General features: G+C 41.8%; 22 protein-coding genes. 13 read left to right on the plus strand and 9 right to left on the minus strand.

Annotated features, from left to right (window positions below):
* The first annotated feature begins 137 nt into the window (after window positions 1-137).
* Window positions 138-1,289: a M23 family metallopeptidase gene (locus tag AOG27_RS04475; protein WP_054551782.1), complete on the plus strand. Its 1,152-nt coding sequence runs from the start codon at window positions 138-140 to the stop codon at window positions 1,287-1,289.
* Window positions 1,279-1,761, plus strand: coding sequence for a bactofilin family protein (locus AOG27_RS04480; RefSeq protein ID WP_054551783.1), 483 nt, complete (start codon window positions 1,279-1,281; stop codon window positions 1,759-1,761). Before AOG27_RS04475 ends, AOG27_RS04480 begins: the two co-directional genes overlap by 11 nt.
* Here the strand turns inward: AOG27_RS04480 and AOG27_RS04485 are convergent.
* Window positions 1,758-2,234, minus strand: a complete 477-nt coding sequence (locus AOG27_RS04485) for a hotdog fold domain-containing protein (protein ID WP_054551784.1) — start codon at window positions 2,232-2,234, stop codon at window positions 1,758-1,760. The two genes, AOG27_RS04480 and AOG27_RS04485, sit on opposite strands and share 4 nt — an antisense overlap.
* 177 nt (window positions 2,235-2,411) lie before the next feature.
* On the opposite strand from AOG27_RS04485, the gene AOG27_RS04490 reads away from it, so the two are divergent.
* From AOG27_RS04490 to AOG27_RS04500, 3 genes are all read left to right on the plus strand, one after another.
* Window positions 2,412-3,584, plus strand: coding sequence for a multidrug effflux MFS transporter (locus AOG27_RS04490; protein WP_054551785.1), 1,173 nt, complete (start codon window positions 2,412-2,414; stop codon window positions 3,582-3,584).
* A gap of 81 nt (window positions 3,585-3,665) precedes the next feature.
* Window positions 3,666-4,298 (plus strand): LysE family translocator, encoded by a 633-nt coding sequence (locus AOG27_RS04495; protein ID WP_054551786.1) that lies wholly within the window; start codon window positions 3,666-3,668, stop codon window positions 4,296-4,298.
* Between the two features lie 8 nt (window positions 4,299-4,306).
* On the plus strand, window positions 4,307-4,771 hold the full coding sequence (locus AOG27_RS04500) for a methylglyoxal synthase (RefSeq protein ID WP_054551787.1): 465 nt from the start codon (window positions 4,307-4,309) through the stop codon (window positions 4,769-4,771).
* A 32-nt stretch (window positions 4,772-4,803) separates the two neighbouring features.
* Here the strand turns inward: AOG27_RS04500 and yegD are convergent, their stop codons facing one another.
* The 6 genes from yegD to AOG27_RS04530 form a co-directional block, all read right to left on the minus strand.
* Complete coding sequence (gene yegD, locus AOG27_RS04505) at window positions 4,804-6,171, minus strand: molecular chaperone (protein ID WP_054551788.1); 1,368 nt, start codon at window positions 6,169-6,171, stop codon at window positions 4,804-4,806.
* Between the two features lie 67 nt (window positions 6,172-6,238).
* Window positions 6,239-7,078: a DNA ligase gene (locus AOG27_RS04510; protein ID WP_054551789.1), complete on the minus strand. Its 840-nt coding sequence runs from the start codon at window positions 7,076-7,078 to the stop codon at window positions 6,239-6,241.
* A gap of 92 nt (window positions 7,079-7,170) precedes the next feature.
* A complete protein-coding gene (locus tag AOG27_RS04515) occupies window positions 7,171-7,827 on the minus strand; it encodes an HAD family hydrolase (protein ID WP_054551790.1) in 657 nt (218 codons plus the stop codon).
* 48 nt (window positions 7,828-7,875) lie between these two features.
* The gene (locus AOG27_RS04520; RefSeq protein ID WP_054551791.1) at window positions 7,876-8,175 is read right to left on the minus strand and encodes a hypothetical protein; all 300 of its coding nucleotides are present in this window, start codon (window positions 8,173-8,175) and stop codon (window positions 7,876-7,878) included.
* A 109-nt stretch (window positions 8,176-8,284) separates the two neighbouring features.
* Window positions 8,285-10,546 carry a TonB-dependent receptor gene (locus AOG27_RS04525; RefSeq protein WP_054551792.1) on the minus strand — a complete coding sequence of 754 codons (2,262 nt, stop codon included), beginning with the start codon at window positions 10,544-10,546 and terminating at the stop codon, window positions 8,285-8,287.
* A 368-nt stretch (window positions 10,547-10,914) separates the two neighbouring features.
* Window positions 10,915-12,609 (minus strand): mechanosensitive ion channel family protein, encoded by a 1,695-nt coding sequence (locus tag AOG27_RS04530; RefSeq protein WP_054551793.1) that lies wholly within the window; start codon window positions 12,607-12,609, stop codon window positions 10,915-10,917.
* Window positions 12,610-12,765: 156 nt separating this feature from the next.
* Here AOG27_RS04530 and AOG27_RS04535 point away from each other — a divergent pair, with 156 nt between their 5' ends.
* A complete protein-coding gene (locus AOG27_RS04535; protein WP_054551794.1) occupies window positions 12,766-13,314 on the plus strand; it encodes an HdeD family acid-resistance protein in 549 nt (182 codons plus the stop codon).
* Window positions 13,315-13,336: 22 nt separating this feature from the next.
* On the opposite strand, the gene AOG27_RS04540 is transcribed toward AOG27_RS04535, so the two are convergent.
* The gene (locus AOG27_RS04540) at window positions 13,337-14,209 is read right to left on the minus strand and encodes a mechanosensitive ion channel family protein (protein WP_054551795.1); all 873 of its coding nucleotides are present in this window, start codon (window positions 14,207-14,209) and stop codon (window positions 13,337-13,339) included.
* 198 nt (window positions 14,210-14,407) lie between these two features.
* Between AOG27_RS04540 and AOG27_RS04545 the strand changes: the two genes are divergently transcribed.
* From AOG27_RS04545 to AOG27_RS04565, 5 genes are all read left to right on the plus strand, one after another.
* Window positions 14,408-14,617 carry a hypothetical protein gene (locus AOG27_RS04545; protein ID WP_054551796.1) on the plus strand — a complete coding sequence of 70 codons (210 nt, stop codon included), beginning with the start codon at window positions 14,408-14,410 and terminating at the stop codon, window positions 14,615-14,617.
* 217 nt (window positions 14,618-14,834) lie between these two features.
* A complete protein-coding gene (locus AOG27_RS04550) occupies window positions 14,835-16,973 on the plus strand; it encodes a M3 family metallopeptidase (protein ID WP_054551797.1) in 2,139 nt (712 codons plus the stop codon).
* Window positions 16,974-17,062: 89 nt separating this feature from the next.
* Window positions 17,063-17,920, plus strand: a complete 858-nt coding sequence (locus AOG27_RS04555) for a carboxylate/amino acid/amine transporter (protein ID WP_054551798.1) — start codon at window positions 17,063-17,065, stop codon at window positions 17,918-17,920.
* A 35-nt stretch (window positions 17,921-17,955) separates the two neighbouring features.
* Window positions 17,956-19,185 carry a glycerophosphodiester phosphodiesterase family protein gene (locus tag AOG27_RS04560; protein ID WP_054551799.1) on the plus strand — a complete coding sequence of 410 codons (1,230 nt, stop codon included), beginning with the start codon at window positions 17,956-17,958 and terminating at the stop codon, window positions 19,183-19,185.
* Between the two features lie 89 nt (window positions 19,186-19,274).
* Window positions 19,275-20,012, plus strand: coding sequence for a dienelactone hydrolase family protein (locus AOG27_RS04565; RefSeq protein ID WP_054551800.1), 738 nt, complete (start codon window positions 19,275-19,277; stop codon window positions 20,010-20,012).
* Here the strand turns inward: AOG27_RS04565 and AOG27_RS04570 are convergent.
* A complete protein-coding gene (locus AOG27_RS04570; RefSeq protein WP_054551801.1) occupies window positions 20,009-20,920 on the minus strand; it encodes a LysR family transcriptional regulator in 912 nt (303 codons plus the stop codon). The genes AOG27_RS04565 and AOG27_RS04570 overlap by 4 nt on opposite strands.
* 134 nt (window positions 20,921-21,054) lie before the next feature.
* On the opposite strand from AOG27_RS04570, the gene AOG27_RS04575 reads away from it, so the two are divergent.
* Together AOG27_RS04575 and AOG27_RS04580 are read left to right on the plus strand one after the other, a co-directional pair.
* Window positions 21,055-21,741 carry a type 1 glutamine amidotransferase domain-containing protein gene (locus tag AOG27_RS04575; RefSeq protein ID WP_054551802.1) on the plus strand — a complete coding sequence of 229 codons (687 nt, stop codon included), beginning with the start codon at window positions 21,055-21,057 and terminating at the stop codon, window positions 21,739-21,741.
* Between the two features lie 112 nt (window positions 21,742-21,853).
* The gene (locus AOG27_RS04580) at window positions 21,854-22,444 is read left to right on the plus strand and encodes a rhomboid family intramembrane serine protease (RefSeq protein ID WP_054551803.1); all 591 of its coding nucleotides are present in this window, start codon (window positions 21,854-21,856) and stop codon (window positions 22,442-22,444) included.
* Window positions 22,445-22,450 lie beyond the last annotated feature (6 nt).

Below are 22,450 nucleotides of genomic sequence, written 5' to 3' on the forward strand. Positions count from 1 at the left end.
TTTTTATTTACAGAACAAGTGTTAAGGGCATTTTTTGCCCTTTTTTTTGTGCTTTTTCAGCTGAGTTACAATTTTTTGCTGGCTTTTTTAACTGAGGTTGCTATCTTAACTCGGTTATTAGTTAAATTTTGTACGCCATGTTAGTTAAACTTAAGTCTTTTTATCGCACGTTTTTTCCAGCTCGACAGCTGTTGATCCGTCAAAATGGCGAAGTAAAACACTTGGTATTAGCGCCTTGGCTACAATTGACGACCTTAATGGTTATTTTAATAGCCATTGCTTGGCTTAGTATCTCAACACTTCAAATCATTTCACAAGCAGACAAGATAACCAGCATTGAGCAAAAACAGGTTACCAAGCAGCAAGAGTGGAAAAAGCAGCACTTTCAACAGCAAGCTGCCTATGAAAAACAATTAGAGCAACTAGCAATTCTTGAGCAAAAACAAGCGCTATTGCAAAGCATGATTGAATCACTACCAGAATCGATGAACAAACCCACCTTGCCAAACGATGCTGAACCTCTACTTTTACCGATTAAAGAAAATGCTGAAGATTTTCATGCTCCTTTAGAAGATGAGCAGCAACCAAAACAAGTAAAACACTTAGAAAGTATGACTGAGCGTTTGGCACGTCTTGATGCGGCTTATAATCGTAGTTTCGTAGTGCTAGATGAACAAATCAAATTACGCCATCAAGAAATTGTTGCCATGCTCGAAGGGGCTGGTCTTGATAGCAGTCTAGCCAATACCTCAATACTTGAAAGCTCAGACACAGCCCAGGGTGGCCCGTTAGACTTGTTTGACGAATCAAGAATTCCTGCTGAATTTCTAGCAATTGCCGACAACTTACTAGCGTTAAACAACCTAGAAAACTTGCTGAGTGAGTTACCACAAACACTCCCTGCTGCTGACTACTATATTTCTAGCAGTTTTGGCTTACGCAAAGACCCAATGAATGGCCGCCGTGCTTTTCATAAAGGTGTTGATTTAGCCGGTTGGCATAAAACCGAAATTTTTGCTCCAGCCGATGGCACCGTACTTCGTGCAGGTCGTAATGGCGGCTATGGCAACTTTATCGAACTACAACACAAAAATGGCTTCGTTACTCGCTTCGGCCACCTTAATAAAATTAAGGTTAAAAAAGGCCAAACAGTAACTAAAGATGATGTCATCGGTTTAATGGGTAGTACTGGCCGTAGTACCAGTACCCACCTACATTACGAAGTTTTAGTGAATGGCAAACATGTCAATCCAGTTAAAATAACAAAGGCGCTTTCTCGTGTTCGGTAAAAAAAAACAATCAACAGCTAGTTCGTCTGGCTCATCATTAAAAAGAACCAACCATACTCCTTCTATTATTTCTGAAGACGTACGCTTAACAGGTAGCCTTACCAGCCAAGGTGAGGTTCAACTTGATGGTCGTATCGAAGGCGACTTACATGTTAAACACTTAGTGATTGGTCACACAGGTATGATTGAAGGTGTTATCGAAGCAGACAGTGTGGTCGTAAAAGGTAAAATCATTGGTTCACTCATTGCCAACAAAGTGACAATTGAAAGTACTGCTGAAGTCCATGGTGATGTATTTCACGACACTTTAAGTATTGAAGCCGGAGCTATCATTGAAGGCAGCTTAAAACATCGTCACGAAGAAGATAATGTGGCGCCTATTAAGCCTGAAGAACAAACGAGTACTTCAATATTGGCTGATGATGACAACGACTTGTCGTTTGTAAACAAACAAGCCGCTGATAAGTCTTAACGTTTTTTGGCGGTTACATACATAGTAATATCCGCGGTGAAGACAAGTTCATCGCGGCTATTGTAAACCTTAACGGGCACAAGCAAATCCTGCTTTTCTAGCCACTCACTCGGCACGTCTATCTGTGCAACTGCACGCATGTCTGTATCAATTTTTGCTAGGTAGTTCACTGTCATGCCTTTTGGGATCCAGCGATGCGTTTTTGCCGGCACAGTTGCATCAACCATTAAGCCAGCACAAAGCTCTGCCACATTGCACTGTGCAATTGCATGGATGGTACCAATGTGATTATGGATTGCGCGGCGATTTTTAACAATTGCACTGCAATGCCCAGCAGTCAAATTTGTGATCAATGGCTTTATAGACCCAAAGTAAGGTGCTTTAAAGCACACGGCTTTACTAAACAACCAGTTACCTTTCGGCAATGACTGACACTTAGTCCAAATTTTTAATAATGATGATGGTGAGCTCACGACGTTTATCCATTATTTTTATGATGTAAGATAAAAAACTAACACATCAGACCAGATAGCGAAATGGAAATTTTTTGTAAGCAGTTTTAATGATTACGTATGTATTACACTTTTAGCCAAGTGAACGCTTTTCTTTTCCTTTAGGGGCACATAAAATACCGTTTTAAAGGAGAGCGAATGCAGTCACGCCAGCACAAAAACCTCAGCTTACTATTTATTCTTGGCCTTCTGGTTATCTTTAGCCCGTTAGCAATAGATATTTACTTACCCGCATTTCCGACCATTGCAGAACAATTCAGCGCTTCAGAAAAGCAAATTCAGCAAACCGTCGCTATTTTTATGCTTACCGTCGGGCTTGGACAGCTCATTGCAGGGCCATTAGCAGATAAATTTGGTCGTAAGCCTGTGGCAATCACCGGTGTGACAATTTATGGTTTAGCGGCGTTTGGCGCGTATCTGGCACCTGATTTTGCAACCCTGATGATTGCAAGAGCACTGCAAGGTTTGGGGGCCTGTGCCACATTTGTAGTAGCCTTTGCCATTGTAAGAGATCGATTTGGTAGTGAACGCAGCGGCCAAATTATTACTTATCTTAACGGTATCGTTTGCTTTATCCCTGCCCTCGCGCCAATTTTAGGCGCTTGGCTCACAGTACAGTTTGGCTGGCGCATGAACTTTTTATTCATGGCTGTATTTGCACTCATTGGTTTATTCATAACCTTGTTAATGTATAAAGAAACCCGCCCTGCAGATAGTGTATATAGTGGTCATATTCTTGACCTGCGCCGTTTTATGCCAATTATCAGCACGCCATTGTTTTTATTCCATAGCTTAATTTGCTTGGTAACTATGTCGGCTATTTTAGTCTTCGTTACGCTAGCACCTGGCTGGCTTATTACAGAATTAGGTGGCAGTGTTACCGACTTTACTTTCTGGTTTACCTGTAATGCGGTATTGAGCATTGTGGCAAGCTTTATAATGCCACTGTACATCAAACGTCAACCAAAACGCGCGCTAAAAGCAGGACTCCTGCTGCTTGTAATCGCAGGAGCCTTAATGTTGGCCTTTAGCCAACAACGTACTGCGCTTGCGTTGATGTTTCCGATGTTTATTGCTGCGTTTGGTTTTGCACTGACACTTGGCTCATCAGCAGGCCGTGCATTAAGTTTGTTCCCTAAACAAGCAGGTACGGCTTCAGCACTTATAGGCTTAATGCAAATGAGTGGCGCAAGTTTATTAGTGTTTATAACGCAATTGTTAAATTTGACTACACCGGTATTAATTGGCGTACATTTTTTAATGCTCATCCCATTTGCCTACTTATTGATCAAACATAAGCATTTGTCATAAATCAGCGGGCATTGATTGCCCGCTTTTTCTTTTTCTAGAAGCTTGTTAAAATCAACTACCTAGCTTTTTATCTTTGTGCCGATGATCAATCCAGAATTTCTACTGTCGTTTTTAGGCGCCAGCTTTTTAATTGCCGTAGCCCCCGGCCCTTCTAATGCATTTTTAATGGCACAAACCTTTGCCAATGGCCGTAAAGCCGGAATGCAAAGTGCCTTTGGTTTTGCCTTAGGTGGTGTAGTGCATACTTTTTTTGCGGTGGTGGGTTTAACAGCAATCTTAAAAGCATCGACTGTTGCCTATACCACAGTCCAGTATTTAGGTGCGGCGTACCTGTTCTATTTAGGCGTAATGACGCTAAAAGACACCTTTACACAGCCTGAGTCAGAGTGCGACGAAAAGCCTCATGTAAGTACCAGTAAAAAGCAAAATGTGATGCTTCAAGCAATGATGACCGAGGTACTCAATCCTAAAGTCGCCTTATTCTTTATTGCGTTTATTCCGCAGTTCGTCGATCCGAGCTTATCTTCAACGACCTTTCAGCTCGCTTTTTTTGGCTTACTCTACCCGCTTTTTGCTTTTCCGATCGACTGCACGTATATTTATTTCGGCGATAAGATAGCCAGTTATTTTCGTGAGCACCCACAAACCCAAATTTGGATTGATCGGATCACAGGACTGGTGTTTATTGCATTAGCAATTAACCTATTGATATAAGAGCACTTATGGAACAAAAACAACAAGCCTTACCAGCCAAAAAGAATATTGCCCTCGTAGCCCATGATGGCAAAAAAGCAGCTCTTCAGGCGTGGTGTGAAAAACACCAAGACATTTTAAGTAAGCACACGCTGTACGGTACGGGTACAACCGGTCATTTAATCGAACGTACAACAGGGCTTGAAGTGATTAAGCTGCTAAGCGGCCCTATGGGTGGCGATCAACAACTCGGTGCTAAAATTGCTGAACATGAAGTGCACATGCTGGTGTTTTTCTGGGATCCACTTGCATCGCAGCCACACGACCCAGATGTAAAAGCATTACTGCGTTTAGCTGCGGTTTGGAATATTCCTGTTGCTTGTAATGAAGTCAGTGCCGATATGCTATTAAGCTCACCTATGATGGAAACTGAGTTGTGCCGCACGTTGCCAGATTACGAAAAATACCTCGCAACGCGCCAAGTGACTCTTTAGTTCTATAAGTCGATATATCAAAGTGGGGGCTATTAGCTATAAAGCTTGTGCGCCCACTTAGTTAAACCTGCAGTCACACTACCAAAGTGATCTCCGTTCAGCATTGCAATATCACCTAAATGGGCTTTTAACGCAGCCTTGATAAGCGGTGATTGTGCACTACCGCCCGTTAAGTAAATGACATCAGGCGTTGTGCCTGCTTCTTGAATCGCTTGTTTAGCTAGGCTTACTATCTGGCTTATCGAATCATCAACGGCTAAAGCGAGATCTTTTAGCGTTAAGCACTGCGTTAAGTCTGAATCTAAGAAGCGTAAATCTGTAGTAAATTCATTCGCTGACGAGAGCGCAATTTTTGCCGCCTCGCCTTGCTGCACTAATTGATGACCTTGCTTATTTTGCTGCAATTGAATTAAGCGTTTAAAAAGCGCAGGCTCTTTGACTTCACGAAGTTGAGTCAGTAACTCACGATGATGGGCATCGCTATAAAACTGGCTTTGCAGATTTACATCATTGATTTTACAGGCTTGCCAAAACGGTTGATTCGGCAGCGGAAGACCCGATTTAAACTCTGTGCCTAAACCTAGTAATGGCATTAAGCCATGAAAGCTCAGCGCAATATCTAAATCATTTCCACCCACACGCTTACCACTGTGAGCTAAAAAGTCATTGTCACGGCATTGCTTGTCACGAAAGCTTGGCCCCATTTGTACAAATGAGCAATCGCTAGTTCCTCCGCCAATATCGACAACCAACACTTTTTGGTCTTGCTGCAATGAGGTTTCATAATCAATCCCCGCCGCTAATGGCTCATATAATAACGACACCTCTTTAAAGCCTGCGCGTTTTGCTGCTCGCTCTAATATGCCGAGCGCTTGTCGATTAGACTCTTCACCACCGACTGATTGAAAGTTTACCGGTCGTCCAATGACCGTTTCTGTTAATGTGTCTTGCAAAGATTGCTCGGCGCGTTGTTTAATTTTTAAAATCATCGCCGTGGCAATGTCTTCAAAGAAGTTTATTTGCCCTTGCTTTAAGCCTACTGCACCAAAGAATGACTTAGGTGATTTTACAAAGTAACCTTCTTCAGGAAATTGCACATACTCGCTAATTGCTTCGCGACCTATAAATAAGGTCTCATCACCAGCTTGAATATCGAGGTCAGATTTAATACGAGGAATGGTATTTAAAAGCGCTTGTCGCTCAGTTTTAAAATCGTGCTCAAACGGACTACCCGTAAGGTGTTTTGTCACAAAATCGACAACTAATGCACTGTGATGAGTATAAAGTGTTGAGGGTAAATATTGCTTGCCCTGCTCAAGCGGCACTAAAGAGACTTGTTGCTCATTATCCATTACACCGATTGCACAATTTGAGCTACCGTAATCAAAGCCTGCAAACATTCTAACACCTATACATCAATAAAAAGGCCGCGAAATTTACCATAGTCGCAGCCGTTTTTGAATGACGCTATGGCGTTTCATGCAAAAAGCTTGCAAAACGAGGTAGGCCATTTTTAGTAAAGCCATGATATTTGTAGGTAATAGTACTTCCTATCGCTGGAGGTGATGATCTTTGTTGATCGGTAAACCCCGAGCCAATTTTAAACTCGGTCCCATCACTGCTGCGCACCTTGAGTGCACCAAGCATATTTTTATACTTACCCTTTCCTGCGATATAACCGATTACAACCGCTTCAGCGTCAAAATAAGGCTTTAACTTTAACAATGCATCACTACGCCCTGCACTATGCTTTGCAGCTGCTAGATGCAGCATGACGCCCTCAGCACCTTGTGCGATTAGTTCATCCATAAACAAACTAAGTTGCTTGTTATCATTAAAGTGCATTTGCGCAACGGCTTTAATATGCTTACTTTGCAGCTTGTTTACTAACCTTGTGTAGTTTTCATAGCGTTGACTAAATGGCGTTGTCGCATCCGGCATATCAAATATCATGTAATTGACGGTTTGCCATTCTGATTCTACAGGTATGACTTTTCGAACGATCCCGCTCACATTGGCAAAATCTTGGTGCTTAGTCCAAAGCTCGCCATCAAGCCAAACATCTGGCAGCGGCGCGGTAAACCACTTGGGTGCATAAATTGGGTTACCATTTCGGGTTACTAATTGACTCCCAGTCCAAATAGCTCGAATGCCATCATATTTTTCACTAACTAAATAGTCGCTTACATTCACCTTTTCGGCTTGATAGACGTTTGCTAAAAGGACTGAAGGAGCTTGTTGCGCTTCGGCTAAAAAGCCTATAAATAACGTGATTGCGCACAAAAGCGCACGAGTGAATTTAACCATTATTGCTTCCTTGCAAATTTGTAAGTTTTAAAGTGGCTATTCCTGCTTAATCATAACCACTTAACAATAGCTGTTTTGTGATTGCCAGCTAATTATAGTTTAGTTTGTAGCCATTTGAAGAATTCGTTCAAATCAGCAAACACGCCTGCCGCTTTACTAAAATCATGCTCTAACGTGAAATGATTCGGCACAGCAAACACAGCAACACCGGCATTGCTCGCAGCGGTGACACCGGTATAGGTATCTTCAACTGCTACGGCTTCATTAGCTGTAATATTTAACGTATCAAGAGCTAGTTGATAAGGGTCACCAGCAGGTTTAGGATTGTTAACATCATCTTTGGTAACCACACAATCAAACCAATCAAAAATGCCATAGCCTTTTAAAATAGGATAGGCTTCATTTTTTGCACTGCCTGTTACTAAAGCCATTTTTAAACCACTGGCTTTTACTTTCTCTAGCACTTCTTTAGCGCAAGGCATATAGGCGGGTAAATGAGTACTAACAAAACGGCCAAATGCCGCGTACTTATCATCCGTTAACTGCTCTGGATTGATACTAAGCCCATAACTTTCAACAACCTCCTTTGCGGCTTCAAATGTTGGTCTCCCAGAGAAGCGCTTACAAAAAGTAGCTTCATCATACTGCACACCAAAAGGAGCTAATAAATCATTCCAAATATTAAAATGCACACTTTCAGAGTCCACTAAAGTGCCATCCATATCAAACAATACTGCTTTTAAAGTCATCCTCATTCCTTCAAAGTAAAAAGGTGCCATAGGCACCTTTAAATATGATTATTCAGTTAAGCCCGCAGGAGGTTCAGCAAACGCTTCCTCGCCGGTTTCTACATCAACCAGCTCGTAGCCACGTTGCTTTCTTACCACTTTTAAAATTGGCTTAGAAAACGCTGTTTTTAAACGATCTGCATCTGCTTCAAGTTCTTCGACTGTATTACCAAATGGTGCGGCACCGGTTTCTGACCAGTTAGTCACTTTACCATTTAAGTTATATTCAACTTCATGAATTTGATATTGTGCCGCTTCATCTTTTGTTGCTTCACAAAAAATGACACGGTAGTTCCAAAATCCAGCCATAGCTATTCTCTTTCTCTTTAATTAATCCTGCCACTTTAGCAGTTACCAACGCGATTATAAACGAAAAAACCCGCTATACAGCGGGTTTTCATAAGACTTATTTTTCAGCTTAGAAGAAGCTTACTTTAAACTCAGCACCGATGTAACGCTCTTCGTTCACCATTGCTGTGTTGTTATTGAAGTCGATAGCACCGATTGATTGCTGCTCATCGAACATGTTACGTACGAATGCTGATACTTCATATTCGTTGTCGCCTTGTGCCCAAGCATAGCCTGCACGTAAACCAACTTCAGTTAAAGGCTTGCCTTCAAACTCAACTGACTCGTATAAGAAGTAGTTGATTTCGCTGCGGTAAGACACGTCAGCGTAAGTGAAGAATTCACCATCAGCTACTTCGCGGCTATAACGTAATGTAAGGTTAGAGATCCACTCAGGTGCGTGCGGTAAGCTGTTACCGTCAAGAACAGCTTGACCTGCGCTGTTTAATGAATTTGTTACAGTACACTGCGCACATACGTCAACAGCTAAGTCTTTATCTTTAAGCTCAGTGTTGTTGTAGCTTAAGTTAAATGTAGCATTTAGGTTGTCAGTTAATACCCACTCAGTGTCTAACTCAAAACCGTAACCAGTTGTCTTATCAGCATTAACTAAACGGTTGAAGTTTGCACCACCGCCTACAGCTGTTAATTGTTGGTCATCCATTGTGTAGTAGAACACAGTTGCGTTTACACGACCTTGACCGTCAAGTACGTCTGATTTGATACCTGTTTCGAATGACGTCACAGTTTCAGACTCAGCAACAGTAACTTCATCACCGAATAAGATACGACCTTGGATACTTGGTGCACGGAAGCTGTTAGCAACACGCGCGTACCAGTTTACGTCATCGTTGATCTTGTAGTTAGCAGATAAATCCCAGCTAACGTGGTCGTCACTTGGGTTTTCTGTTAGGAATAACGCACCGCCACCTGCTGGGCTTAAAGTACGGTTTGCAGAGAATTCTTTTTCGTCATCTGAGTAACGTAGTCCTGCAGTGATTTTTAAATCATCTGTGATTGTGTAATCTAATGAACCGAATACCGCCCATGCTTTAGTATCTTGCTGCTGGATAACATAGCCGTTTAACTCACCCGGTGTTGAACCGTATGTATCGTAGCTGAAGTTTTCGATTGTTAACGCTTCGTCAAAGTAGAATACACCTACTTGGAAGTTTACGTCGCCAGCATAGTTGCTAGATAAACGGAGTTCTTGCGTATATTGGTCTTGATCTGGAATGCCGTCAGCACTTTCAGAGTAGAATGGGATAAAACCAGGGCCCATATCTGGTAAGTAGCTTGCACCGTAACCACCGTCGATGTCAGCGCGAGAATAGATTTCAGCACTTTCCCACGCAGAGATTGACGTAAGAGTTAAATCATTGATATCCCACTCAAGCTTTAAGCTTGCGCCTTGAGATTCAACTTGCTGTGTCGCACGAGAAGCCGCATCGTGGTAAACCACATCGTGCTCAAAATTATCTACTAAGTCATTTGTACCCGCTTTAATAGCGTTACCACGGAATGCGATTGGCTTACCGTCCATATCACGAACGTGGTAGTTGAAAAGACCTGTGAAATCGTCACCTTCGTATAAAAACTGAATACGTGCCGCTTTTTCAGTGTAACCACCTAAAACGTCATCTTGTTCAAAACCTGGTGCACGATTATCAATATAATCGTCTTTTTCTTGCCAAAGTACAGAAACACGCGTTGATAAACGGTCAGTTAAGCCACCGCCAACAGCACCTTCAAAGTCAACTGCGCCACGGCTACCGTAAGATACTGAACCATAGCCTTCAAATTCTTGTGATGGTTTAACTGTATCAAATTTAACAAGGCCTGCCGGTGTGTTACGACCAAATAAAGTACCTTGTGGGCCACGTAGAACTTCTACACGTGCTACGTCAAATACAGGGAAACCTTTTAAGATTGCATTCTCTTGAACAACTTCGTCTACAACTAACGAAACTGGTTGAGAAGCATTTAGGTCAAAGTCAGTGTTACCTAGACCACGAACATAAAAGCGTGGGAAAGAACGACCAAACGAAGATTCGATTGATAAGCTTGGGATCTTCGCGTTCATAAAACGAATATCCATACCAGCTGAGCTGTAAGCGTCTAAGTTGTCACCTTGTAATGCAGATACAGCAACAGGTACTTCCTGAGCATTCTCTACACGTTTACGTGCGGTGATTTGAATAACTTCTAGTTGGTTGTTTTTTGCTGCTGGCGCTTCGTCTGCAGCAAGAGTTGAAAATGAAGTACCTGCTACGGCAGAGAACAACGTTGCATTGATAAGTGTTGCTAACGTAGATCTTTTCATTGCTTTCATGTCGGGTTTTAACCTTTTTTATGCACTCTTATTCAACGGTGATGATGTTGCGTCAATTCATTTGACGGGCTCGGCCAATTTTTCGCGCCTTGTAATAAGCTGCGCGGACCTCTAAATCGAGAGTGCAAAACGAAGTGAAGAGGCTGAACGAACGCTGACGATTATAACACTTTATGACACTTTTACTGCATTAAAAGTTAGAAATATACAAATTTTTTACAACAATTAGCGGCAACATCGACGCATTTAGAAGATTTTATGCAATTATTTTTCAATAAAGCGGACATATGTCCTGTGCATCTAATTACAACAATGTGTAGACATTATGTACAAATGAGAGCCACTTTCATTTGCTCCTTTTTCAGTAACTAATCGGTAACTCGTGCGAATTCTGGGTTAGCTAATTCGCATTCATGCTCATTTAATAAGCCTAACACTGCTAAATTTAATTCTTCGATTACTTCCATATAGAATGCAAAGTCGACGGTCTCTACGTAGCTTAGTACATCCACTTGTAAAGCCCAAGGCGTAAAGCCTTTAAAGCGAACCCGACACGGTTCAAAGGCGATATGCTTATGTTGTTCTAATAACTCTCTTAGGGCCTGCATAAACGACATAAGATTTTGTTGCTTGGTGTTGGCACTGAGCATCAGTTTAGGTCGATAAGAAATTCGCTCTCGTTCAGAGACGTTCTCAAGCTGCATATCAACAAACTTAGCATTTGCTACATAAATGACAGAGCGGTCAAGGGTTCGGATACGCGTGGCTCTTAAGCCTATTTCTTCCACAGTCCCCAACTGACTGCCAAATTTACATAGATTACCTATTTTTACCGGCGCAGAAATATAAAGGGTGATTGCAGCAATGATATTCTCAACAGTTTTTTGCGCTGCAAGGGCAATAGCAAGCCCACCAATGCCTAAGCCAGCTAACAAGGTAGTAGCATTAAAGCCTAAATTTTCAAACCACATAAATAGCAATGAAATGACAATCAGAGTTTTTGCTACATTGCTTATAGGTCGTAATAAGAAAATCGCTTGTGGCTTATCTTGTTTAATAAAACGCTGGCTTAATCTGTGTTTGGCAAGATCCACAGCACGTAAACAAATCCAACCCCACGCAATTAATAACACAGTTGCGCCATGGAATAGCGCCATTACAGCAATAGTGACATTTGATTGGTCGTTCAATGAACGCGCCATAAACACAGCAAGTAACAGGCTAATTGGCCCATTAATAAAACCAATAACGTCATTTTCTACAGGTACTTTCAAATGTGCTAGGATAAATGTGATTAAGCGAGTAATGATTATCGCGACTAGCAAAAACAACACAAATGAGAAGGCAAAATAAATCCATTGCCAAAGCATCACCCCCAAAAATTCGATGTCTGGCAGGTTATCATATAGCCATTCACCTACTTTGTTATAACCATACTCTTTGGTGAGTAACGGTATTTGACTTACCGTTGCATTTGATATTTTCCAGATCCGATTATCTGTTTTATCATCAGGTACTAGTTGTAATAAAATTTGTACCTTACCTTGTGATGTACTGATTTCCCCCACCAAATCACGATAGCTAGGCACACTTTCTTTTTGTTTACCTTCAGGCTTATTACTCAAGTTATCAACATCAACCCATAAGGTACGATCCAGTACCACCGATAAATTTTCAGCAAGTTGAATTTTTCCTAATGCCTCAACTTCTTTAGGTAAGTTACGATAATCAAGATAATGGCTGGCCAGTTCAAAATCGCGAGCGCGAGCCGCTTTTAAGTAACCCTGCATTGAACTACGTGGCGTTATCCGGTCAAAGGCATCATAGGGCAAGTCATCTTCGAGAGGTTCCTGCGCTTTTTCAGCTGTTGCAGGTGTATTGGTTTCTGATTCTTGTTTGACGGGCTTTTGTTCGACTTGTTCTTCCTTGCTGTCTTTTTCAATTAAGGATTTAACGGTCACTTCTGGTGTGGTTGTTGCCCATAATGGCGCGTTAAACAACAGTAAAAAACACACTAATAATTTACTAAATTGTAATGAAAACTGGGTATTACAACGGCTCACGCTTTATTCCTTGTTAGATAAACATTAAATCGCTGAAATATTCAGCTAATTAAATTAGAGCATGGTTTGTGTAACTGTACAAAAAATAATTAAAAATCTTTGCAAGTAAGCGCTGAGATGTTAGTTATATAGAGACTAAAGCAAAGGAAAACGATAATGCAGATTTCAAGTTCACTCATTCCTCATTGGTCGTCATTGATGATCCATGGCGCCATTGCCATCGTTTTTGGCTTGTGTGGTTGGTTTGCCCCAGAAGCTTCACTAGCGATTCTGATGTTTATTTTCGCCGCTTACTTTTTTGTCGATGGTGCCATTAGGACTTGGTTAGCTATTGCTTCAAAAAATGAAAACCCACTTTGGTGGATGCTATTAGTGGGTGGTTTGATTTCAATTGCTGCTGCACTTGTAACCCTGTTTGCTCCCAACGTAACGGCTATCTTAATGCTCTACTTTATTGCCGCATGGGCCATTGCTATCGGTGTAATTGAAATATTGATTGCGAGTAAACTACGTAAAGAGATCAGTAATGAGTGGCTGCTAATTGGTAGCGGTATTATTTCAATAATCTTTGGTGGCTACCTGATATTTAACCCAGGCGCAGGCATAATCACCCTCCTGTGGCTAGTTGCAAGCTATGCAATCGTGTTTGGCATAATGATGGTGTTACTTGCTTTGAAGCTGAAAAAACTCAATGAACAAGCATAAAAAAGCGGCTTAGCCGCTTTTTTTATTTTTGGCTGTTACGCCTTGTTAAAGCAATTTCACCATCAATATGAATATCGCGCTGCGGGAATGCGATAGTAATGTTGTTTTCAGCAAATACTTTATAGATGCTAAAACGCAGCTCACTGCGCACTTGGCGAAGCGGTGCTTCTGATTCAGCACATACCCAGAAAATAGCGCTAAAAGTTAAAGAGCTATCAGCAAAGTCATCAAACAATACTGACGATGCAGGTGTTTTTAAAATGGCTGGGTGCTCATTAAGAATTTGCTTCATCAACTTTTCAACCAATACCACATCTGAACCATAAGCAACGCCAACATTTACAAACGAACGAGCATTACGGTCAATTAAGGTCCAGTTAGTTACCGTGTTTTCTAATAAATGGCTATTAGGTACCAGCATATGCACACCATCGTTACGACGGATACGGGTTGAACGGGTATTAATAGTCTCGACAACCCCTTTTGCTGTACCTACTTCTAAAAAGTCACCAATACGAATTGGCCGCTCCCACATTAATATCCAACCACTAATAAAGTTATTAATAATGTTTTGCGCACCAAAACCAACACCGATAGCAATGGCACCAGAAACAAATGCAAACGCCGTCAGAGGAATATTGAGCACCTCAAGCGAGGTAAACACGAGCACAGCAATAGTAACAACAAGATAAATACGCGTGAACAGGTGAACTGTGTCAGGACCTAGGTTTTTTGCCTGCAATGCTTTTTTAATTAATCGACCAATCCAGGTGACCACAAACCACATTAAAAACAGTACCAAAGGTACTTGAATGACTTTTAGTACAGTAATTTGCACATCGTTGTAGGTGAACAAGACAAACGATAGTGCAGATTGCAGATCAGCAAGGGTCATAAATTAACATTCCTAGTAAAAAATGAGTTTGATTCAGTTGTGACTAAGTTTAGCACGGCATAATAGGTGAAAACTTGGTAAATACTAAGTTCTTTATGCGCAATATGCGCTAATTATTAACTATTTTAGACTACAGCTGCTATATACATAGAGAGAGCTTGAGGTTTCACAGGCTTTGAATAGCACGAGGAGAACACAATGTCACAAATGACGCTCACACAAAAACTTGCCACTTTACAACCCTTGGTCGATCTAAACTTATTTGAATCAAGTTTAGAGTACCGTAACCGCATCTTAAACTTACTTGCTGAGCAAGAACACTCACTGACTTTAATTAACAAAGAGTTTGGCAACGCTATGCCAGAAAGCTTTGGCTCAGAGAGAAAGTTTGTGTTGGGTTACAACTAACCTATGGTGATTTATTACCAACAAGATTTAAACTGGCAGCTAGTGCCACTTTTTACTTAAGTGAGCCATTAATACACAATTGATGGCTTTTTACGCACATTTATCCCCTCCATCACATTATTTGCGTTCAAATTCCCCATTCAGACGACAAACTTGATTGTTTCTAGCCAAAAATTTGATAAGTTAGAAAAGATTTATCCACATTTTTGGAGCTCTCATGCGTAAGACCTTAGTAGCAACTACGATTGCTAGTGTGCTTTTATTATCTGCTTGTAGTTCACAACAAGCCGACACTCAAACTCAAGTTGAAACTGCCGCTGAAACACAAACAGCTAATGTTGAAAACGTTCTTTTCAAGCCAAGCCCTTTACAATACATGGCCCCTGAGTTTGATAAAATTTCGACCAAAGATTACGAGCCAGCGTTTGAAGCAGGCATCGCACAGCAAAAAGCTGAAATTGCAAAGATTGCAAACAACCCAGAACCAGCAACATTTGAAAATACCCTTGTTGCTATGGAGTACTCTGGTGAGCTATTAGACCGTACATCTGCGGCATTTTTTAATCTATCGGGTTTAATCTCTGACAGTGAGTACCAACGTATCGCCGCGAAAATGGCGCCGATTATGTCAGCTCACACAGATGATATTTACTTAAACAAAGCTTTATTTGCTCGCGTACAAAGCATTTACGACAACAAAGCGTCTTTAAATGCTGAAGATCAACGTCTTGTTGATTACTACTACAAAAAGTTCGTTAACGCAGGTGCAAAACTAACTGAAGCTGAAAAAGCAAAAATGCGTGAAATCAACGCAGAGCTTGCCAAGCTTTCAACTGAGTTTTCACAAAACATCTTAAAGTCATTCAAAGAAGATGTGATTTTAGTTAAAGATAAAAGCGAGCTAGCTGGTTTATCTGAAGGTGAAATTGCAAGCCTTGCAGCTGCTGCCAAAAAAGCAGGTAAAGAAGGTTACATGATCACACTGGTGAACACGACTCGCCAACCTATCTTACAAAGCCTTGAAAACCGCAAGCTTCGTGAAAAGATTTGGACAACGTCTTCAACGCGTGCACAAGCAACAAACAGCCCTATCATCATCAAAGAAACTAAGCTACGTGCAGAAAAAGCGGCATTACTTGGTTATAAAGACTGGGCTTCGTATGTAATGACTAACCGTATGGCGCAAACAACTGAAAATGTTTACGGCATCCTTGATGACTTAGCACCGAAAGCGGTTGCTAAAGCAGAGGCAGAAGCAGAGCAAATCCAGCAAGTAATCAAAAAGTCAGGTGAAACGTTTGCGCTTCAACCTTGGGACTGGGCGTTTTACGCTGAAAAAGTTCGCCAAGAGAAGTACGACTTAGACCCAGCTTTAGTTAAGCCTTACTTTGAAATGCAGTCAGTGATCCACGACGGCCTATTTTTTGCGATGAACAAACTTTACGGTATTACCTTTAAAGAGCGTAAAGATCTACCGGTTTATCACGAAGACGTCATGGTGTTTGAAGTATTTAACGAAGACGGCAGCGCTATTGGTCTATTCTACATGGACCCTTACGCACGTGAAGGTAAACGTGGTGGTGCCTGGATGAGTGCTTATGTTAGCCAAAGCGGTCTTAAAGACACTATGCCTGTGATCTACAACGCACAGAACATTCCTAAGCCAGCTGAAGGTCAACCTACACTCATGACTTTCTCTGAAGTAACGACTATGTTCCATGAGTTTGGTCACGCTGCACACGGTTTATTCTCTGACGTTAAATACCCAAGTTTAGCAGGTACAGCCACTGCTCGTGACTTTGTTGAATTCCCTTCACAAGCACACGAAGACTGGAATATTGAACCAACAGTACTGGCAAACTATGCCAAGCACTACAAAACAGGTGAGCCAATTCCAAAAGCGCTTTTAAATAAAGTACTTGAGTCACAAAAATTCAACCAAGGCTTTGATACAACTGAGTATTTAGCTGCGGCACTGCTTGATATGGAATGGCACTCATTTGGTGTTGATGCTGACGTTACAGACGTTCAAAAGTTTGAACATGATGCATTAGACAAGCACGGTATTGCTTACTACCCAGTACCACCACGTTATAAGTCTTGCTACTTCAGCCACACCTTTGCCGGTGGTTACTCAGCGGGTTATTACGCTTACCTTTGGACTGAAGTATTCGCAGCAGATGCGTTTGCACACATGACTGAAGAAGGTGGTTTAACACGTGAAAACGGTGATAATTTCCGTAAAGAGATTTTATCAAAAGGTAACAGCCGCGACTTAATGCAAAGCTACATTGAGTTCCGTGGTCAAAAACCAACAACAGACGCACTATTAAAGCGTCGTGGTTTAGTTGAATAATCTAAAATTATTCGCAAAATGATGAAAGCCCGCAATTAATGCGGGCTTTTTGTTATAGTGCAATTTTTAAAATTACAAATTAATCGAACATGACCTACTTATTTGCTGTAACCCTGCTTTGGGCCTTTTCGTTTAGTCTTATTGGTGTCTATTTAGCAGGCCAAGTGGATGCATGGTTTAGTGTATTAATGCGTATTGGCTTGGCAACTTGCGTATTTTTGCCCTTTTTACACTGGCGTAAAACGCCTAAAGCCTTAGCCCTAAAGCTCATGGCAATTGGCGCAGTACAACTTGGTGTGATGTACAGCTTCTATTACCATTCGTTTTTGTACCTTAGCGTGCCCGAGGTACTGCTATTCACGGTAATGACGCCACTTTACATCACTTTGTTAAACGATTTGCTTGAAAAACGTTTTAATGCCAAGTTTTTATTCGCCGCATTACTGGCTATTTTAGGCGCCGTTGCTATTCGCTATGAAGGCGTCGATGAGAACTACCTTATTGGTATGTTAATGGTGCAGGCTGCCAATATTTGCTTTGCCACTGGGCAAGTAACCTACAAACGTTTAATGCAAGATGAGCAGCTCCCCCACTCTCGGGTGTTTGCTTGGTTCTTTATTGGCGCTTTAATTGTCGCGCTGATTTGTTACGGTTTATTTGGTGATACCAGTAAGCTACCCACCACAACGACACAATGGGGCGTGTTAATTTACTTAGGCACGATTGCTTCAGGGCTTGGTTATTTTGCTTGGAATAAGGGCGCGACCATCGTCAATGTAGGTGCCTTGGCTGTCATGAATAATCTACTGATCCCAGCAGGGATCATCGTTAACATTGTGATATGGAATCGTGATGCCGATATCATCAAGCTTACCATCGGCGCAGCGATTATCTTATTAGCACTTATTATAAATCAGAAACTTAATAAAACTGCCATGGAGCAATGATAGGCTAAACTCTATTAGATTAGAGGAATGCTGTTATGCGCGCACTGGTTTTATGTTGTTTAGTTTTAATTATTCAAGGTTGTAAGAATCTGCCTGAGGAGCAGGCAGTGCAAGTGGGTGCTAGGCCTTACTATTTAATCGACAAGATGACTGATGGACCTTTAAAGCAGCAACTTGCGACATGCGCTAATGGCCCTTTCTATAAAACTGATTTTGTAATTGGTCATCGCGGTGCCCCCATGCAGTTTCCTGAGCACAGCAAAGAGTCATATTTAGCCGCTGCAAGAATGGGCGCTGGCGTACTTGAATGTGACGTCGCCTTTACTAAAGACAAACAACTCGTGTGTCGCCATTCACAGTGTGATTTACACACCACTACCAACATTTTAGCGATTCCTGAGTTGGCTGCAAAATGCAGCCAACCTTTTACCCCGGCCAAAGGCGGCCAACCAGCTCAGGCTAAATGCTGCACCAGCGATATCACCCAAGCTGAGTTTTTAACCTTAAAAGCTAAAATGGATGGCGCCAATGCAAATGCCAAAACCGTCGCAGAATATATGCAAGGTACACCAAGCTGGCGCACTGATTTATACGCAAACAGTGGCACTGTTATGACCCACCAGCAAAGCATTGAGTTATTCAAATCACTAGGTGTAAAAATGACACCCGAGCTAAAAAGCCCAGAAGTTAGCATGCCATTTAACGGTTTTAGCCAGCAAGATTATGCGCAAAAAATGCTTGATGAGTATCGGGATTTAGGTGTGAATAGCGATGATGTGTATCCGCAATCATTTAATCTTGAAGATGTGAAGTATTGGCTAAACAATCACCCTGAATTTGCGAGCAACAGTATTTATCTTGATGGCCGAGATGAGCAAGCAGACTTTGATGCGATGGATGAAACAACTTGGCAGCCATCAATGCAGGCTCTGTATGACGATGGAGTACGCATTATCGCACCGCCAATGTGGATGCTTTTAAGCCTTGATGAGTCAGGTGCAATAGTGCCATCGCTTTATGCTATTAAAGCTAAACAAGCCGGACTGAACATCATTACTTGGAGTTTAGAGCGCTCTGGTCCATTAAATAATGGCGGTGGTTATTATTACCAGTCGATTGCCCGTGTAATTAAACAAGATGGGCAAATGATGAAAGTGGTAGACGTCCTTGCTAAGCAAGTGGGTGTGATGGCTATTTTCTCTGACTGGCCTGCGACTCTTACCTATTACGCAAGCTGTATGCAGTATCCTGCCTCAAAGGAATAACTGAGCATCAATAAATTTCAAGGGCTTTGACTCGTCCAAAAGGTGGGGCTGAGGTATTATTAGCTAAACCGTTTTTTACAAGGATAAACATGATTATTCAGCACCAGAGCCACGACATAGCGACCAACACAGGCGCAATGCGCACCAGTATTTATCGTCCTGTAGAAGAAGGTAAATACCCGTGTATTATCTTCTATTCTGAGATTTTCCAAGAAACAGCACCAATTGCACGCTCTGCGGCAATACTTGCTGGCCATGGTTTTGTCGTGTTAGTGCCAGAAGTTTTTCATGAGTTAAATCCTATTGGGACAGTACTTGCCTATGATGATGCAGGTAAAGACAAAGGCAATGCCGACAAATGGGCAAAACCGCTTGAGAGCCATGACTCAGATACTGACGCTTTAATTGCATTTGCACGCCAACAAGATTACTGCACAGGGAATGTAGGTGCGATGGGCGTATGTATTGGTGGTCACCTTGCATACCGTGCTGCATTAAACCCAAGTATCAAAGCCGCTTTTTGTTTATACGCGACAGATATACACAGCGATACCTTACCAGCGCAAGCGGGTAATAACTCATTTGAGCGCATGGCAGATATTAAAGGTGAGATCCACTTTGTTTGGGGTAAACAAGACCCTCATGTACCAAAAGAAGGCCGCCTTAAAATTTACCAACAAGCGGTGGCAACAGGCATTAATTACCAGTGGCAAGAAGTGAACGCCCAACATGCGTTTATGCGCGACGAAGGCGACCGATACGACCCAGCTCTTGCCATCAGCATGTATCAACAAGCAGTCGCTTTATTTAATCGCACACTTGTTTAAATCGTCATAGTGGCTACTTGATTAGTAAAATAATCCTTCAAGTAATCAAGTAAAACCCGCAGCTTTTTACTTCCCGCCGCCCCTGGCGGGAATACGCCATAAAGTTCAATATCAGCAGTTTTGTAATCATCTAAGATTGTGCGTAACAATCCTGCTTTGATCCTGGGTAGTGCATCATAAACTGGGATTTTCGCTAAGCCATGCCCAGCTTCTACAAAGGCAGTTCGTGCAGCAGCGTTATTGGTACTTATGCCACCACTAACTGCCACCTCAAAGCGGCGTTTATCTTTTTCGAGCGTGACAACAGCACTACTTGGTTGATACACCACCCATGTATGCTCCGCTAAATCGGCGATGCTCTTTGGTATAGGGTATTTTGTAAAGTAATCGACTGAGCCACATAAGCAAGTAGCCATACTTGCAAGTTTAGTGGCTTGTAAGTTTGAGCTTTCAAGGGCCACGCCTCTAATCGCTAAGTCATAACCTTCTTTGATGATATCAACTACATCATCGCTAAGCTGTAAATCAATATCAATTTTAGGATACAAACGCTTAAACTGAGCCAGTGCCGGTACCACAAGTTGCAAACCAACATTCACCGGACAACTCAATTTAATAACCCCAACCGGTTCACTCTTTAAGTTCTCAAGGTGTAGGTTAGCAGCCTCAGCCTGCTCGGTGATAGCCTGACAACGTTCATAATAAGCCATACCCGCTTCGGTAAGGGTCATGGTGCGCGTTGAGCGATTAAGTAACGTCAGCTTTAATTGCTGTTCTAATTTCTTTAAATGATAACTAACAACAGCCCTTGATAAACCAAGTTGTTGAGCCGCTTTAGTTAAGCTGCCTTGCTGCACAATGTGGGCAAACACCACCATACTTTTTAGCTGCTCAAACGATACTTTCATACAAACTCCTAATCTAACCTGAATCATTGTATCAATTATTAAACCAATGAAGTCAAATTTATCTGCGTTGTTTAATTCAATTCTCACCCCTATAGTGTTATCAACGATGTTTAATTCACAAAAAGGGATTCACTATGTCAGCTAAGAAAATTTTAATGGTACTTACTTCACACGATCAGCTTGGCGATACAGGCCATAAAACGGGTTTTTGGGTCGAAGAATTTGCAGCACCCTACTACGCCTTTATTGATGCTGGTGTAGAGGTAACTTTAGCCTCTGTTAAAGGTGGCCAACCTCCGGTTGATCCAAACAGTGCAGCCCCTGATGCGGCAACCGATGCCACAAAACGTTTTGAGCAAGACAGCGCAGCAAAAACTTTAATGGCTAATACTAAACCTCTTGCTGAAGTTAAAGCCGATGATTTTGATGCGGTATTTTACCCAGGTGGCCATGGTCCGTTATGGGATTTAGTTGATAACCAAGATTCGATTAGCTTAATTGAGCAATTTCTTAACTCAGATAAGCCAGTCGGTGCAGTATGTCACGCCAGTGCCGTATTACTGAATGCGAAAAATGCCGCTGGTAAATCTGTGGTATTTGATAAAAAAGTAACAGGCTTTAGTAATTCAGAAGAAGATGCCGTACAGCTTACCAAAGTTGTGCCATTACTTGTTGAAGATGAATTAATCAAACAAGGTGGTCAGTATCAAAAAACTGATGACTGGGGCGAGCTTGCGATTGAAGATGGCCTACTAATCACAGGGCAAAACCCTGCAAGTTCTGAGCTTGCTGCGAAAAAACTATTAACCAAATTAGGTTAAAATAGGTCAACATCCCCTAGACCTTTAGTAAACACCTTGCATATCAAGGTGTTTACCTTCACTTTTAATAAGTTATACTCATTCGGTCACATTGATTTAAGAGCTGCCCATCATGACTGAAAAAAAAACTGTCAAAATTCCTCCTATCAGTAGTAAGCGATTCGCAATTTTCGGCATTATACTGGTGTGCTTGGTACTGCAAATAGTTAATTCCCTACCCGGCATAAATTTAAACGGTTTAGGTATATTACCAAGGCAGATGTCTGGTTTATCAGGGGTATTTTTTGCGCCATTTTTACATGGTGGCTGGGCACACCTTTTTAGTAACCTAGTGCCATTTGCTATTCTCGGCTGGCTAGTTTGCCAATTTAGCGTTAAACGCTTTTGGCTGGTGTTTGCCGGTACTGCGCTCATTGGTGGATTACTAGTATGGCTATTTGGCCGCAGCAATATTCATGTAGGACTAAGTGGTGTTATCTACGGTTTATGGGGCTATTTAATTAGCTACGGCATTATGCACCGCTCATTCAAAGCCATTTTAATCAGTATTGCGGTTGTTGTGTTATACAGCGGCCTGATTTGGGGTGTTTTTCCGCAGCGCGTTCATATTTCATTCGAAAGCCATTTATTCGGCGCAATCAGCGGCGCATTTATCGGTTATATTATGGCAAAACGTGATAAACAAAAGAGCCCTAAGCTTTAAACTGAC

This window comes from Pseudoalteromonas lipolytica, from assembly GCF_001306915.1.
Lineage (GTDB): Bacteria > Pseudomonadota > Gammaproteobacteria > Enterobacterales > Alteromonadaceae > Pseudoalteromonas > Pseudoalteromonas simplex.